The sequence below is a fragment of the Pseudomonas serbica genome (genome assembly GCF_028823535.1).
GTDB lineage: Bacteria > Pseudomonadota > Gammaproteobacteria > Pseudomonadales > Pseudomonadaceae > Aquipseudomonas > Aquipseudomonas serbica.
In genome coordinates, this window is sequence record NZ_JAQIYM010000001.1 from 595024 (window position 1) to 608652 (window position 13629).

Sequence of the window (13629 nt, forward strand, 5' to 3'; positions counted from 1 at the left end):
AGGAGTGAACTGTGGATAAGTTGAAAGGCGCCTTGCTGGTAGGCGCTCTGCGGCTGTTTGCCCTGCTCCCGTGGCGGGCGGTTCAGGCCGTGGGCTCGGCGATAGGCTGGGTCATGTGGAAAACCCCGAACCGTTCCCGCGACGTGGTGCGGATCAATCTGTCCAAGTGCTTTCCCGACATGGACCCCGCCGAGCGTGAGCGCCTGGTGGGCCAGAGCCTCAAGGACATCGGCAAGTCCCTGACCGAAAGCGCCTGCGCCTGGATCTGGCCGGCCCAGCGTTCCATCGACCTGGTCCGTGAAGTGGAAGGCCTCGACGTATTGAAAGACGCCCTCGCCTCCGGCAAGGGCGTAGTGGGCATCACCAGTCACCTGGGCAACTGGGAAGTGCTCAATCACTTCTATTGCAGCCAGTGCAAACCGATCATTTTCTATCGCCCGCCGAAATTGAAGGCGGTGGATGAATTGCTGCAAAAGCAGCGAGTGCAGTTGGGCAACAAGGTCGCCGCTTCTACCAAGGAAGGCATTCTCAGCGTCATCAAGGAAGTGCGCAAAGGTGGTGCAGTGGGTATTCCTGCTGACCCGGAACCAGCCGAATCTGCAGGGATCTTCGTGCCATTCTTCGCCACCCAGGCGTTGACCAGCAAGTTCGTGCCGAACATGCTCGCCGGTGGCAAGGCGGTCGGCGTATTCCTGCACGCCCTGCGGCTGCCGGACGGTTCAGGCTACAAAGTGATTCTGGAAGCCGCGCCGGAAGCGATGTACAGCACAGATACCGCCACCTCCTGCGCGGCCATGAGCCAGGTCGTCGAGCGTTACGTGCGGGCGTATCCGAGTCAGTACATGTGGAGCATGAAGCGCTTCAAGAAGCGTCCACCGGGTGAAGAACGCTGGTATTGAGTCGTTTGGCATGATCTGTGGATAACCTTGACCTTGGCGTTATCCACAACCGTTCATTCAAGGGCGCAGCAGATGTCCGAACAGCGCAAATCATTTCGTATCAAAATCAGTCATGAAAGCCTCGGCGAATGCTTGGGCCAGACCCGCAATCTGTCGGCCACAGGTGTCTACGTCAAGCATCCGGCCTTGGCCGCCTTGCCCCGGGGTACGGTGGTCTACGGGCAGGTGCAGGACTTACCCACAGGCGCGCCGCGGGTGCGCATGGAAGTGGTGCAGGTGGATGCCGAAGGCATTGGCTTGCGTTATCTCTGATCAGTGCGCCTGACGGTCGAGTTTTTTCAGGAAAACCGTCATTTCTTTCTCAGCCTGCTTGTCGCCATGGGCTATGGCGGCTTCGATGCCTTGCTCCCAAGCCTGACGCGCGGCTGCAAAGTCAGTCAGGGCAAGTTGGGCCTTGCCGAGCAGTTTCCAGGCTGCCGAATATTTTGGGTCGAATTCGACGCAACGCTGGAAATGCTCTGCCGCCTTGGCGTGTTCTCCCAGATCCAGATAGCCCTTGCCCAGGCCGAAGCGTAGCAGCGAGTTATCCACACCCTTGGCGAGCATTTTTTCCAGGGATTCGATCATGGTGGATTCCTTATCTTAGGGGTGTCAGGCGTTCATCCGGATTAGTGAGGCCGCCTTCGCGAGCAAGCCCGCTCCCACATTGGTTTTGTGTTCACCAAAGATCAAATGTGGGAGCGGGCTTGCTCGCTAAGAGACCCCTGCTGGCAGCAAATAATTCGGATCAGAAGAAGCTCAGTCCGACATGGAACAGCTTTTCCACATCGCGGATATGCTTTTTATCCACAAGGAACAGGATCACATGGTCGCCGGCTGCGATCACGGTGTCATCGTGCGCGATAATGACCTCTTCATCGCGAATGATGGCGCCAATCGTGGTGCCCGGCGGCAAGCCGATATTCTCGATGGCCTTGCCGATCACCTTGCTCGATTTCGCATCGCCATGGGCAATGGCCTCGATGGCTTCCGCCGCGCCGCGGCGCAGTGAGTGCACGCTGACGATATCGCCGCGCCGTACATGCGCCAGCAACGTCCCGATGGTCGCCAGTTGCGGGCTGATGGCGATGTCGATGTCGCCGCCTTGTATCAGGTCGACGTAGGCCGGGTTGTTGATGATGGTCATCACCTTCTTCGCGCCCAGGCGCTTGGCCAGCAGCGAGGACATGATGTTGGCCTCGTCATCGTTGGTCAGGGCCAGGAAGATGTCGGCGTCGGCGATGTTCTCTTCCAGCAGCAGGTCTCGGTCCGAGGCGCTGCCTTGCAACACCACGGTGCTGTCGAGGGTGTCCGAGAGGTGGCGGCAGCGCGCCGGGTTCATCTCGATGATCTTCACCTGGTACCGGCTTTCGATGGCTTCGGCCAGACGTTCCCCAATCTGCCCGCCACCGGCGATGACGATGCGCTTGTAGGTCTCGTCGAGACGGCGCATTTCACTCATGACCGCTCGAATATTCGCTCGTGCGGCAATGAAGAACACTTCGTCATCCGCTTCGATCACTGTATCGCCCTGGGGCAGGATCGGCCGGTCACGACGGAATATCGCCGCTACGCGGGTTTCGACATTCGGCATGTGTTCACGCAGCTGGCGCAATTGCTGACCCACCAACGGACCGCCGTAGTACGCCCGCACCGCGACCAATTGCGCCTTGCCCTCGGCGAAGTCGATCACCTGCAAGGCGCCCGGATGCTGGATCAGGCGCTTTATGTAATTGGTGACCACTTGCTCGGGGCTGATCAGCACGTCCACCGGGATCGCTTCGTTGTCGAACAGTTCGGTGCGGGTCAGGTACGCCGCTTCACGGACGCGGGCGATCTTGGTCGGTGTATGGAACAGGGTGTGGGCAACCTGGCAGGCGACCATGTTGGTTTCATCGCTGCTGGTCACGGCGACCAGCATGTCGGCGTCGTCGGCGCCGGCCTGGCGCAGGATGCTCGGCAGCGAACCGCGACCTTGCACCGTGCGGATGTCCAGTCGGTCACCGAGGTCACGCAGGCGTTCGCCATCGGTGTCGACCACGGTAATGTCATTTGCTTCGCTTGCCAGGTGCTCCGCCAGCGAACCGCCGACCTGCCCCGCTCCAAGGATGATGATTTTCATCCAGTCACTCCGTTGAATCCGTTAACCGCGTACGGCGGCGATCTTGATCAGCTTGGCGTAGTAGAACCCGTCGTGGCCGCCTTCCTGGGCCAGCAATTGCCGCCCATGGGGCTGCTTGATTCCAGCCGTCGTGGCCAGGTCCAGTTCGCGGGCACCCGGAGTGCGAGCGAGGAAAGACTCGATCACTTCGGTGTTCTCGGTCGGCAGCGTCGAACAGGTGGCGTAAAGCAGGATGCCACCCACCTCCAAGGTGTGCCACAGGGCGTTGAGCAACTCGCCTTGAAGCACCGCCAGCGCGGCGATGTCATCGGGCTGGCGAGTCAGCTTGATATCCGGGTGGCGGCGAATTACGCCGGTGGCCGAGCAAGGTGCATCGAGGAGGATGCGCTGGAAGGGCTTGCCGTCCCACCAGGTGGCGGTGTCGCGGCCATCGGCGGCGATCAGTTCGGCACTCAGTTTCAGGCGTTCGAGGTTCTCACGGACCCGCACCAGGCGCTTGGCTTCGAGGTCTACCGCGACGACGCCGGCCAGTTTGGGCTCAGCTTCGAGGATATGGCAGGTCTTGCCACCAGGGGCACAGCACGCGTCGAGCACGCGCTGGCCCGGCGCCAGGTCCAGCAAATCGGCGGCCAGTTGGGCCGCTTCGTCTTGCACGCTGATCCAGCCTTCGGCGAAGCCTGGCAGGCTGCGCACGTCAGCGGCTGACTCGAGGATGATGCCGTCGCGGCTGTAGACGCAAGCGCTGGCGGCAATGCCCGCTTCACTGAGCAGCCCGAGGTAGGCATCACGGCTGTGATGGCGGCGGTTGACCCGCAGGATCATCGGCGGGTGCGCGTTGTTCGCCGTGCAAATGGCTTCCCACTGCTCGGGCCAAAAGGCTTTGAGCGATTTTTGCAGCCAGCGCGGGTGAGCGGTACGCACCACCGGGTCGTGCTCCAGCTCGGCCAGCAGGGTTTCGCTTTCCCGCTGCGCGCGGCGCAGTACGGCATTGAGCAAGGCCTTGGCCCAAGGCTTTTTCAGCTTGTCGGCGCAACCCACGGTTTCGCCAATCGCGGCGTGTGGCGGGACGCGGGTGTAGAGCAGTTGGTAGAGACCGACCAGCAACAGTGCCTCGACATCGGCGTCGGTGGCCTTGAACGGTTTCTGCAGCAACTTGGCCGCCAGCGCCGACAAGCGCGGCTGCCAGCGAGCGGTGCCGAAGGCCAGGTCCTGGGTGAAGCCGCGATCGCGGTCTTCGACCTTGTCCAGTTGCGTTGGCAGTGAACTGTTGAGCGATGCTTTTCCGTTCAGGACAGCGGCGAGTGCCTTGGCGGCGGCCAGACGCGGGTTCATTGAGCGTCCACCACTTGACCGAGGACGGTGCCGATGGCGAATTTCTCACGACGGCTGTTGAACAGGTCGCTGAAGTTCAGCGCCTTGCCACCGGGCAATTGCAGGCGGGTCAGGCACAGGGCCTGCTCACCGCAAGCGACGAGCAGCCCGTCCTTGCTGGCGCCGAGAATTTCGCCCGGAGCGCCCTGCCCTTCGGCCAGGTTCGCCGCCAGTACCTTCAACGCTTCGCCATTCAGTGTGCTGTGGGTGATCGGCCAAGGGTTGAAAGCCCGAACCAGGCGCTCCAGCTCAACCGCAGGGCGCGTCCAGTCGATGCGCGCCTCGTCCTTGTTCAACTTGTGGGCGTAGGTGGCAAGGCTGTCGTCCTGCACTTCACCTTCCAGCGTTCCGGCGGCGAGGCCGGCAATCGCCTGGACCACGGCAGGCGGGCCCATTTCGGCCAGACGGTCGTGCAAGCTGCCACCGGTGTCCTGGGCGCTGATCGGCGTGATGACTTTGAGTAGCATCGGCCCGGTGTCCAGGCCGGCTTCCATGCGCATCACCGTCACGCCGCTTTCACTGTCACCGGCTTCGACGGCGCGCTGGATCGGCGCCGCACCGCGCCAGCGCGGCAACAAGGATGCGTGGCTGTTGATGCAGCCCAGGCGCGGAATATCCAGCACCACTTGCGGCAGGATCAGGCCGTAGGCAACCACCACCATCAAGTCCGGCTTCAGCGCGGCTAATTCGGCTTGGGCGTCTGCATTGCGCAAGGTCGGCGGTTGCAGCACCGTAATATTGTTCTCCAGAGCCAGTTGCTTGACCGGGCTCGGCATCAGCTTTTGCCCGCGGCCCGCTGGACGATCCGGCTGGGTGTAGACCGCAACGATCTCGTAAGGGCTGTCGAGCAGGGCCTTGAGGTGTTCGGCGGCGAATTCCGGGGTGCCGGCAAAGACAATGCGCAGTGGCTCAGTCATGAAAGCTCTCGATTACAAAGCATCTTGAAAAGAAAAAGGCTTGCCGCGGCAAGCCTTTGAAGAGGGCATCAAGCGTTCTGGCGGTGAAGTTTTTCCAGTTTCTTCTTGATGCGGTCGCGTTTGAGCGTGGACAGGTAGTCGACGAACAATTTGCCATTCAGGTGGTCGCATTCGTGCTGGATGCAAACGGCGAGCAGGCCTTCGGCGATCAGTTCGTAAGGCTGGCCGTCGCGGTCCAGGGCCTTGACCTTGACCTTCTGCGGGCGATCGACGTTTTCGTAGAAACCCGGCACCGAGAGGCAGCCTTCCTGGTATTGCTCCATCTCGTCGGTCAGGGACTCGAACTCGGGGTTGATGAAAACCCGTGGTTCGCTGCGGTCTTCGGAGAGGTCCATCACGACGATACGTTTGTGCACGTTGACCTGGGTCGCGGCGAGGCCGATGCCTGGCGCTTCATACATTGTTTCAAACATATCATCGACCAGCTGACGCACTTCGTCGTCCACTACGGTCACTGTCTTGGCGATCGTACGCAGGCGCGGGTCAGGGAATTCGAGGATGTTTAAAATGGCCATAAGCTTTGATGACTGCACGTGTGAAGTAAGGTCGAGTCGATGGCCTGGCCACTCCGAAGATGCAGGCTACCGATGTAAAACGTAGCTCCCTTCTTTTCATAAGCAAGCCGGGAGCGAGCCACCGAGGGCTCTGGCGTTTCACGCGAATGTACATAATAAAGGGATTCATCGCATGAGGAAATCACTACTCGCCCTGCTCCTTCTGGCCTCGGCAGGTTTTGCGCACGGGCAAGTGCAACTCAGGGAGGGTTTTCCACAGCAGTACACCGTGGCAACGGGCGACACACTCTGGGACATATCGGGGAAATATCTGCAGCAGCCATGGCAATGGCTGCAACTCTGGCAGGCCAACCCACAGATCGAAAATCCAGACCTCATCTACCCCGGCGACACGCTATCGCTGGTTTACGTCGACGGCCGGCCGCGTCTAACCCACAATCGCGGCGCATCGCGGGGCACCATCAAGCTTTCGCCACGGGTACGCAGCAGCCCGGTGGCCGACGCCATCCCGAGCATCCCGCTGAAATCGATCAACAGCTTTTTGCTGAGCAATCGCATCGTCGATAAGGCCGAGGATTTCGACCAGGCGCCTTATATCGTTGCCGGTGATGCCGAGCGCGTACTCAGCGGCACAGGCGACCGCATCTTCGCCCGCGGCCACTTCGACCCGGCCCAACCGGTGTACGGCATCTTCCGCCAGGGCAAGGTCTACACCGATCCGCAGACCCAGGAGTTCCTCGGCATCAATGCCGATGACATTGGCGGTGGCGAGATCGTCGCCACCGAAGGCGACGTCGCGACGCTGGCGCTGCAGCGCACGACCCAGGAGGTGCGCCTGGGCGACCGTCTGTTCAGCGGCGAACAACGCTCGATCAATTCGACCTTCATGCCCAGCGCCCCCGACACCCAGGTCCATGGCCTGATCATCGATGTGCCGCGCGGGGTTACGCAGATCGGCGCGCTGGACGTGGTTACCTTGAACAAGGGGCAAAGGGACGGCCTGGCCGAAGGGAATGTGCTGGCGGTGATGAAAACCGGCGAAACCGTGCGCGACCGTGTCACCGGCCAGTCCTTGAAGATTCCGGATGAGCGTGCCGGCCTGCTGATGGTTTTTCGCACTTACGACAAGCTCAGCTACGGGCTGGTGCTCAACGCCTCACGCTCTTTGTCAGTGCTGGACAAGGTGCAGAATCCTTAGCTGACTTCACAAGTTACCAACAGAGTTATCCACAGCTTATTCCCGTTTCGACGGGTGCTCATAACGATCAAGGATGATCCATGTCGATACCAGTTGCTACACCAGTTTCCCCTGCGGAACTGGAAGCCCGTTTACGTCTGCATCGTCTGCCGGAGCTTGGCCCGGCGCGTTTCAGGAAATTGCTGGAAGCCTTCGGTTCTGCGTCCAAAGCGATCAGTGCACCTGCCAGTGCCTGGCGAGCGCTCGGCTTGCCGCTGGTGTGTTGCGAGGCCAGGCGCGCCCCTGAAATTCGTGACGGCGCCAGCCATGCATTAGCCTGGCTAGAGCGTCAGGGCCAGCATTTGCTGATGTGGGACCAGCCTGACTACCCAGCGCTGCTGGCGCAGATCAGCGACGCGCCACCTCTGCTATTCGTGGCGGGCGATCCACAAATTCTGGAAAAACCGCAATTGGCGATGGTCGGCAGCCGGCGTGCTTCACGGCCAGGCATGGACACCGCCGCCGCGTTTTCCCGCAGCCTGGCCGGTGCCGGGTTTGTCATCACCAGCGGCCTCGCCCTGGGGATCGATGCCGCCGCGCATCAGGCGGCACTGGACGTGGGCGGGCGAACGGTTGGGGTACTTGGCACGGGACTTGAAAACTTTTATCCACAGCGCAATCGGCGCCTGGCGGATGCCATGATCGCGTCCGGCAGCGCGGTGCTTTCGGAGTTTCCGCTGGACGCCGCTCCCAGCGCCAGTAACTTCCCCCGACGCAACCGAATTATCAGCGGTTTGTCCCTTGGCGTGCTGGTGGTTGAGGCCAGCGTTGCCAGCGGCTCATTGATCACGGCCCGGCTGGCGGCGGAACAGGGGCGCGAGGTGTATGCAATTCCGGGATCAATTCATCATCCTGGTGCTCGCGGTTGCCATCAGCTGATTCGCGATGGCGCCGTACTGGTGGAAACCATCGAGCATATTCTCGAAGCCTTGCGGGGCTGGCAGCAGCTGCCGTTTGCAACGGAAACCTCCGCGGTCGAAACCAGCCATCCACTGCTGACGCTGCTCCACGCCGCCCCCCATACCAGCGAAGCACTGGCCGATGCCAGTGGCTGGACCTTGCCCAAGGTACTGGCGACGTTGACGGAGCTGGAAATGGACGGCCGGGCCGTCTGCGAAAACGGCCGTTGGTTTGCGCGGGTAAGCTAGGTTTTACATCGAAGATGGGTAAACTGCGCAGAGCCTTATTCTGGAGAGTTTTTCATGGTCAACAGTTGGCGTGTGCAGCAAGCCGCACGAGCAATTCGCGCAGGGGCGGTGATTGCCTACCCAACCGAAGCTGTCTGGGGTCTGGGTTGCGACCCGTGGGATGAAGAGGCGGTGGATCGTTTGCTGCTGATCAAGGGCCGGTCCGTGGATAAGGGCCTGATCCTGGTCGCCGACAATATCCGCCAGTTCGACTTCCTCTTTGAAGACTTCCCCGAGCTGTGGATGGACCGCATGGCCAGTACCTGGCCCGGGCCGAACACCTGGTTGGTGCCGCATCAGAACATGTTGCCGGAGTGGATTACTGGTGTGCATGAAACGGTGGCGTTGCGGGTCAGCGATCATCCCCAGGTGCGGGAGTTGTGCGCCTTGGTCGGGCCGCTGGTGTCGACGTCCGCCAATCCCCAGGGCCGGCCGGCGGCTCGCACGCGGATTCGTGTCGAGCAGTATTTCCGGGGGCAGGTTGATCTGGTCTTGGGCGGGAACCTGGGTGGGCGCAAGAACCCGAGTGTCATTCGGGATCTGGCGACCGGGCATGTTGTGCGCCCGGATTAAGACCGCGTCATCGTTCATCGCTGGCAGGCCAGCGCCTACAAGGGTTTTGTGAACGCCACAAAACCTGTAGGCGCTGGCTCGCCAGCGAAGGCGTCCTCAAGGCAACAGAATGACCGACCCGGTCGTACGCCGCGCCGACAACTCGGTCTGCGCCTTCGCTGCGTCCGCCAGTGGATAACGCTGGCTGATGTCCACCGTCAGCTTGCCGCTGATGATCATTTCGAACAACTCGTCGGCCATGCGCTGCAGGTTCTCGGCGTTGTTGGCGTAGGTCGCCAGTGTCGGCCGGGTGACGTACAACGAGCCTTTGCCCGCCAGAATCCCCAGGTTCACCCCGTCGACTGCCCCCGACGCATTGCCGAAGCTCACCACCAGCCCACGGGGCGCCACGCTGTCGAGCGAGGTCAGCCAGGTGTCCTTGCCGACGCCGTCGTACACCACCGGGACTTTTTTGCCGTCGGTCAATTCCAGGACGCGTTGCGCGACGTTTTCATGGCTGTAGTCGATGGTCGCCCAGGCACCATTGGCCTTGGCCAGCGCGGCCTTCTCTGCCGAACTCACGGTGCCGATCAACTTCACGCCCAAGGCCTTGGCCCATTGGCAGGCCAGGGAACCGACGCCGCCGGCAGCGGCGTGGAACAGGATGGTTTCGCCTCCCTTGAGTTCATAGGTCTGGCGTAGCAGGTACTGCACGGTCAGGCCCTTGAGCATCACCCCGGCGGCCTGCTCGAAACTGATAGCGTCCGGCAGGCGCACCAGGTTGGCCTCGGGCAATACGTGAACTTCGCTGTAGGCGCCCAACGGACCGCTGCCGTACGCCACGCGATCGCCGACCTTGAACCGGGTCACTTCGCTGCCGACCGCCTCGACCACGCCCGCGCCTTCCGAGCCGAGACCCGATGGCAGGGCCGGTGGCGGATAGAGGCCGCTGCGGTAATAGGTGTCGATGAAGTTCAGGCCGATGGCCTTGTTGGTCACGCGGACCTGCTGCGGGCCGGGCTCGGCGGGTTGATAGTCCACGTACTCAAGGACTTCGGGGCCACCATGGGCACGGAACTGGATACGCTTTGCCATCTGCACTCTCCTGAGATCGTTGTACCAAGTCCGCTATCTGGCTCCGAAGCGTGATCTTCGTCAACTGCGACGAGTGCATCGGCGGTGGTATGCTACGCGCCCATTTGCGAGGCCGCTCCGATGGAGCGCCGCGTAGCTTTGCCCGATCCAAGGTGATGCCATGACTACCCGCACCGAGGCCGTAAAAGCCTACCTGCTCGATCTGCAAGACCGTATTTGCGCTGCCCTGGAGGCCGAAGACGGCGGCACACGCTTCGTCGAAGACGCCTGGACCCGGCCTGCTGGCGGTGGCGGACGCACACGAGTGGTCGAGAATGGCGCGGTCATCGAAAAGGGCGGCGTCAACTTTTCCCACGTCTTCGGCAGTGGTTTGCCACCGTCGGCCAGCGCCCATCGGCCGGAACTGGCCGGGCGCGGCTTCGAGGCCCTGGGCGTGTCGCTGGTGATCCACCCACACAACCCGCATGTACCGACTTCCCACGCCAACGTGCGGTTTTTCATCGCTGAAAAAGAAGGTGAAGAGCCGGTCTGGTGGTTTGGCGGCGGTTTCGACCTGACGCCGTACTACGGCAATGAAGAAGATTGCGTGCACTGGCACCGCGTCGCCGAACAGGCCTGTGCGCCGTTCGGTGCGGACGTCTACCCGCGTTACAAGGCCTGGTGCGACAGCTATTTCCATATCAAGCATCGCCACGAGCCCCGGGGCATCGGCGGCTTGTTTTTCGATGACCTGAACGAGTGGGACTTCGACACCAGCTTCGCGTTCATGCGGGCCATCGGTGACGCGTACATCGAGGCGTACCTGCCGATCGTGCAGCGCCGCAAAAACGCTGCCTACACGGCCAAGCAGCGGGAGTTCCAGGAGTTCCGTCGTGGGCGCTACGTCGAGTTCAATCTGGTCTACGACCGTGGCACGCTGTTCGGCCTGCAATCGGGTGGCCGTACCGAGTCGATCCTCATGTCGCTGCCGCCGCAAGTTCGCTGGGGTTACGACTGGAAAGCCGAGCCTGGCAGCGAAGAAGCGCGCCTGACTGAATACTTCCTGCAAGACCGCGATTGGCTGGCCCAGGCCTGAGAGGAATGTTGATGGACCGTTATGTCGTTTTCGGTAACCCGATTGGCCACAGCAAGTCGCCACTGATTCATCGCCTGTTCGCCGAGCAGACCGCGCAGAAGCTTGACTACAGCACGTCGCTCGCGCCCCTCGATGATTTTTCCGGCTGCGCCCGGGCGTTTTTCCTCGAAGGTCGTGGCGCGAATGTAACTGTGCCGTTCAAGGAAGACGCCTATCGCCTCGCGGACAGCCTGACGGCGCGGGCACAACGGGCCGGTGCGGTGAACACCCTGAGCAAACTGGCCGATGGCAGCTTGCTGGGCGACAACACCGATGGGGCCGGACTGGTGCGGGATCTGACGGTCAACGCCGGGTTCAGCCTCAAGGGCAAGCGCATCCTGCTGCTGGGTGCCGGTGGTGCAGTGCGCGGGGCACTGGAGCCGTTGTTGGCCGAACAGCCGGCTTCGGTGGTCATCGCCAACCGTACAGTGGACAAGGCCGAGTTGCTGGCGGAACTGTTCTGCGATCTGGGCCCGGTATCGGCCAGTGGTTATGACTGGCTGCAGGAGTCGGTGGATCTGATCATCAATGCGACGTCCGCGAGCCTGACAGGCGAGGTGCCGCCGATTGCGCCGAGCCTGATCGAGCCGGGCAAAACGGTTTGCTACGACATGATGTACGGCAAGGAGCCGACCTCGTTCTGCCGTTGGGCCAGCGAACATGGCGCGGCGGTGTCGATGGATGGACTGGGGATGTTGGCCGAACAGGCGGCCGAAGCCTTTTTCCTGTGGCGCGGGGTGCGTCCGGATACAGCGCCGGTGTTGGCGGAGCTTCGTCGGCAATTGACACAGTCCCTGTAGGAGCGGGCTTGCCCGCGAAGCTTTTGGCGTTCTTAAGGACGCCTTCGCTGGCAAGCCAGCTCCTGCAAGGGTTTCAGTCCTCAAACCGGATCGGGCATTTCTCTGCCCCTTCCAGCTTCCTCAATTCATCCACCACTTGTGGCCGGGCCCGGCGCAGCGTCAGGCTGCGGTCCTGGCGCAATAGCCGCCGCGCTTCCTGATGCAGCATCTCCACCCCTGAATAGTCGATGAAGTTGATCTGTTGCGCCTCGATCACCACGCGTGCACCGTGCATGCGTTGCAGGCGAACTTGCAGGTAATGGCTGGCGCCGAAAAAAATCGAGCCGCCGACCCGCAAAATGTCTTCATCGCCGTCGCGTATATGTTGCACCCGTGGCTGCGAGGTGCGCTTGAGGTAAAAAAACAGCGACGCCAACACCCCTGCATAAATCGCCGTCTGCAGTTCCAGCAGCAGCGTGGCAATGCAGGTCAGGCCCATCACCACGAACTCGGCGCGACTGACCCGTAGTAACGCACGAATGCCCCGATGATCCACCAGGCCCCAGGCGATCAACAAAATACTGCCGGCCATGGCCGGGACAGGAATGTGGGCGATCAGGCTCGCACCAAAAATCGCAAACAGCGCCACCCACAATGCCGAAAAAACCCCCGCCAGCGGCGAACAGGCTCCCGCTTCGTAGCTCAGGCCTGAACGGGTGAAGGAGCCGGCCGAGAGCGATCCGGAAAAAAACGCACCAACGATATTCGACAGTCCTTGGGCGCGAACTTCTTGGTTTGCGTCGAGTATTTGCTGCGAACGTGCGGATATCGAACGGGCAATCGACAAGCTGGTGACCAGTCCGAGCATACCGACCGCCACGGCACTGGGCAGCAGGCGCAGGATCAGGTCGAGGTCCAGCGGCAGTGGACTGAAAGGCGGCAACTGGCCGGTGAATGCGCTGACCAGCCGCACATGCCCGAACATCGATGGCCAGAGCCAGACCAGCACGGCGCCCAGCACCAGGGTAATCAGCAGCGTCGGCCAGCGCGGCAAGCACAGCTTGAGGATCACGCCGACCACGACGGTGGCCACTCCGAGCATCAGTGAAGGTTTATCCACGTCGCCCAGATGTTTGAACAAGGTGATGAAACTGTCCAGTGCGGTGGCTTGGCTGGGCAGGTCCAGGCCCAGCAGGTTGGGCAACTGGCCGACGGCAATCACCACCGCTGCGCCGAGGGTGAAGCCAAGCACGACCGAATGAGAGACGAAATTGACCAGCGCACCGAAGCGCAGCAAACCCAGCAGCCACTGGAAAATCCCGGCCAGGAAGGTCAGCAACAGGATTAGCGTGACGTAGTCTTGCGTTGCCGGAACGGCCAGAGGACTAACGCTGGCGTACAGGACGATGGAGATGGCCGCCGTAGGACCACAGATCAAATGCCACGACGAGCCCCAGAGACAAGCGATCAGCACCGGGATGATCGCCGCATACAGGCCGTATTCCGGCGGGAGACCGGCGATCAGCGCGTAGGCGATGGATTGCGGCAACGCGAGAATCGCGCCACTGAGGCCGACAACCAGGTCACGACCGACGCTGGCGCGGGTTTGCCGGGGTAACCATGTGAGGAACGGGAAGAGTGAATGGCGGCTGGGAAGGGCCATGGGTCCTCTCGGGTTGGGTTTTGCATAAGGGTATCAGCACCAGGCATTGTGGGAGCGGGGGTTGGGGCGCCCAGCCGGG

The 13629-nt window shown here is 61.8% G+C and carries 14 protein-coding genes; 7 read left to right on the forward strand and 7 right to left on the reverse strand.

The genetic code is table 11. The features are described from left to right. Nucleotides 1–11 precede the first annotated feature (11 nt). Together NQL71_RS02730 and NQL71_RS02735 are read left to right on the forward strand one after the other, a co-directional pair. Nucleotides 12–899 carry a lysophospholipid acyltransferase gene (locus NQL71_RS02730; RefSeq protein ID WP_046818624.1) on the forward strand — a complete coding sequence of 296 codons (888 nt, stop codon included), beginning with the start codon at nt 12–14 and terminating at the stop codon, nt 897–899. Between the two features lie 72 nt (nt 900–971). Then, nucleotides 972–1211: a PilZ domain-containing protein gene (locus NQL71_RS02735; protein ID WP_046818625.1), complete on the forward strand. Its 240-nt coding sequence runs from the start codon at nt 972–974 to the stop codon at nt 1209–1211. Here NQL71_RS02735 and NQL71_RS02740 read toward each other — a convergent pair whose 3' ends face one another. The 5 genes from NQL71_RS02740 to def form a co-directional block, all read right to left on the reverse strand. Next, nucleotides 1212–1526 carry a tetratricopeptide repeat protein gene (locus tag NQL71_RS02740; RefSeq protein WP_274642228.1) on the reverse strand — a complete coding sequence of 105 codons (315 nt, stop codon included), beginning with the start codon at nt 1524–1526 and terminating at the stop codon, nt 1212–1214. 160 nt (nt 1527–1686) lie between these two features. Next, nucleotides 1687–3060, reverse strand: coding sequence for a Trk system potassium transporter TrkA (gene trkA / locus NQL71_RS02745; protein ID WP_046818627.1), 1374 nt, complete (start codon nt 3058–3060; stop codon nt 1687–1689). 21 nt (nt 3061–3081) lie between these two features. Further along, complete coding sequence (rsmB, locus tag NQL71_RS02750; protein ID WP_274642229.1) at nt 3082–4392, reverse strand: 16S rRNA (cytosine(967)-C(5))-methyltransferase RsmB; 1311 nt, start codon at nt 4390–4392, stop codon at nt 3082–3084. Beyond that, nucleotides 4389–5348 (reverse strand): methionyl-tRNA formyltransferase, encoded by a 960-nt coding sequence (gene fmt / locus NQL71_RS02755; RefSeq protein ID WP_274642230.1) that lies wholly within the window; start codon nt 5346–5348, stop codon nt 4389–4391. Before fmt ends, rsmB begins: the two co-directional genes overlap by 4 nt. Nucleotides 5349–5416: 68 nt before the next feature. Beyond that, entirely contained in the window at nt 5417–5923 is a 507-nt protein-coding gene (gene def / locus NQL71_RS02760; protein ID WP_046818630.1) for a peptide deformylase, read from the reverse strand. A 172-nt stretch (nt 5924–6095) separates the two neighbouring features. Between def and NQL71_RS02765 the strand changes: the two genes are divergently transcribed. The 3 genes from NQL71_RS02765 (at nt 6096) to tsaC (ending at nt 8920) form a co-directional block, all read left to right on the forward strand. Next, nucleotides 6096–7121, forward strand: coding sequence for a LysM peptidoglycan-binding domain-containing protein (locus tag NQL71_RS02765; RefSeq protein ID WP_274642231.1), 1026 nt, complete (start codon nt 6096–6098; stop codon nt 7119–7121). Nucleotides 7122–7201: 80 nt separating this feature from the next. Continuing rightward, entirely contained in the window at nt 7202–8308 is a 1107-nt protein-coding gene (gene dprA / locus NQL71_RS02770; protein ID WP_274642232.1) for a DNA-processing protein DprA, read from the forward strand. A 54-nt stretch (nt 8309–8362) separates the two neighbouring features. Beyond that, nucleotides 8363–8920, forward strand: coding sequence for an L-threonylcarbamoyladenylate synthase type 1 TsaC (gene tsaC, locus NQL71_RS02775; RefSeq protein WP_046818633.1), 558 nt, complete (start codon nt 8363–8365; stop codon nt 8918–8920). Nucleotides 8921–9016: 96 nt separating this feature from the next. On the opposite strand, the gene NQL71_RS02780 is transcribed toward tsaC, so the two are convergent. Further along, nucleotides 9017–9994, reverse strand: a complete 978-nt coding sequence (locus tag NQL71_RS02780; protein ID WP_166620474.1) for an NADPH:quinone reductase — start codon at nt 9992–9994, stop codon at nt 9017–9019. Between the two features lie 160 nt (nt 9995–10154). Here NQL71_RS02780 and hemF point away from each other — a divergent pair, with 160 nt between their 5' ends. Together hemF and aroE are read left to right on the forward strand one after the other, a co-directional pair. Beyond that, nucleotides 10155–11069 carry an oxygen-dependent coproporphyrinogen oxidase gene (hemF, locus tag NQL71_RS02785; RefSeq protein ID WP_046818635.1) on the forward strand — a complete coding sequence of 305 codons (915 nt, stop codon included), beginning with the start codon at nt 10155–10157 and terminating at the stop codon, nt 11067–11069. A gap of 11 nt (nt 11070–11080) precedes the next feature. Continuing rightward, on the forward strand, nt 11081–11908 hold the full coding sequence (gene aroE / locus NQL71_RS02790; RefSeq protein WP_046818636.1) for a shikimate dehydrogenase: 828 nt from the start codon (nt 11081–11083) through the stop codon (nt 11906–11908). A 73-nt stretch (nt 11909–11981) separates the two neighbouring features. Here the strand turns inward: aroE and NQL71_RS02795 are convergent, their stop codons facing one another. Next, complete coding sequence (locus NQL71_RS02795) at nt 11982–13550, reverse strand: SulP family inorganic anion transporter (protein WP_166620473.1); 1569 nt, start codon at nt 13548–13550, stop codon at nt 11982–11984. Nucleotides 13551–13629 lie beyond the last annotated feature (79 nt).

What these genes read in the sequence shown, in the direction of transcription:
- NQL71_RS02735 (WP_046818625.1), top strand. Translation starts at nt 972, where the DNA reads ATGTCCGAACAGCGCAAATCATTTCGTATCAAAATCAGTCATGAAAGC.
- NQL71_RS02740 (WP_274642228.1), bottom strand. Translation starts at nt 1,526, where the DNA reads ATGATCGAATCCCTGGAAAAAATGCTCGCCAAGGGTGTGGATAACTCG.
- trkA (WP_046818627.1), bottom strand. Translation starts at nt 3,060, where the DNA reads ATGAAAATCATCATCCTTGGAGCGGGGCAGGTCGGCGGTTCGCTGGCG.
- rsmB (WP_274642229.1), bottom strand. Translation starts at nt 4,392, where the DNA reads ATGAACCCGCGTCTGGCCGCCGCCAAGGCACTCGCCGCTGTCCTGAAC.
- fmt (WP_274642230.1), bottom strand. Translation starts at nt 5,348, where the DNA reads ATGACTGAGCCACTGCGCATTGTCTTTGCCGGCACCCCGGAATTCGCC.
- def (WP_046818630.1), bottom strand. Translation starts at nt 5,923, where the DNA reads ATGGCCATTTTAAACATCCTCGAATTCCCTGACCCGCGCCTGCGTACG.
- NQL71_RS02765 (WP_274642231.1), top strand. Translation starts at nt 6,096, where the DNA reads ATGAGGAAATCACTACTCGCCCTGCTCCTTCTGGCCTCGGCAGGTTTT.
- dprA (WP_274642232.1), top strand. Translation starts at nt 7,202, where the DNA reads ATGTCGATACCAGTTGCTACACCAGTTTCCCCTGCGGAACTGGAAGCC.
- tsaC (WP_046818633.1), top strand. Translation starts at nt 8,363, where the DNA reads ATGGTCAACAGTTGGCGTGTGCAGCAAGCCGCACGAGCAATTCGCGCA.
- NQL71_RS02780 (WP_166620474.1), bottom strand. Translation starts at nt 9,994, where the DNA reads ATGGCAAAGCGTATCCAGTTCCGTGCCCATGGTGGCCCCGAAGTCCTT.
- hemF (WP_046818635.1), top strand. Translation starts at nt 10,155, where the DNA reads ATGACTACCCGCACCGAGGCCGTAAAAGCCTACCTGCTCGATCTGCAA.
- aroE (WP_046818636.1), top strand. Translation starts at nt 11,081, where the DNA reads ATGGACCGTTATGTCGTTTTCGGTAACCCGATTGGCCACAGCAAGTCG.
- NQL71_RS02795 (WP_166620473.1), bottom strand. Translation starts at nt 13,550, where the DNA reads ATGGCCCTTCCCAGCCGCCATTCACTCTTCCCGTTCCTCACATGGTTA.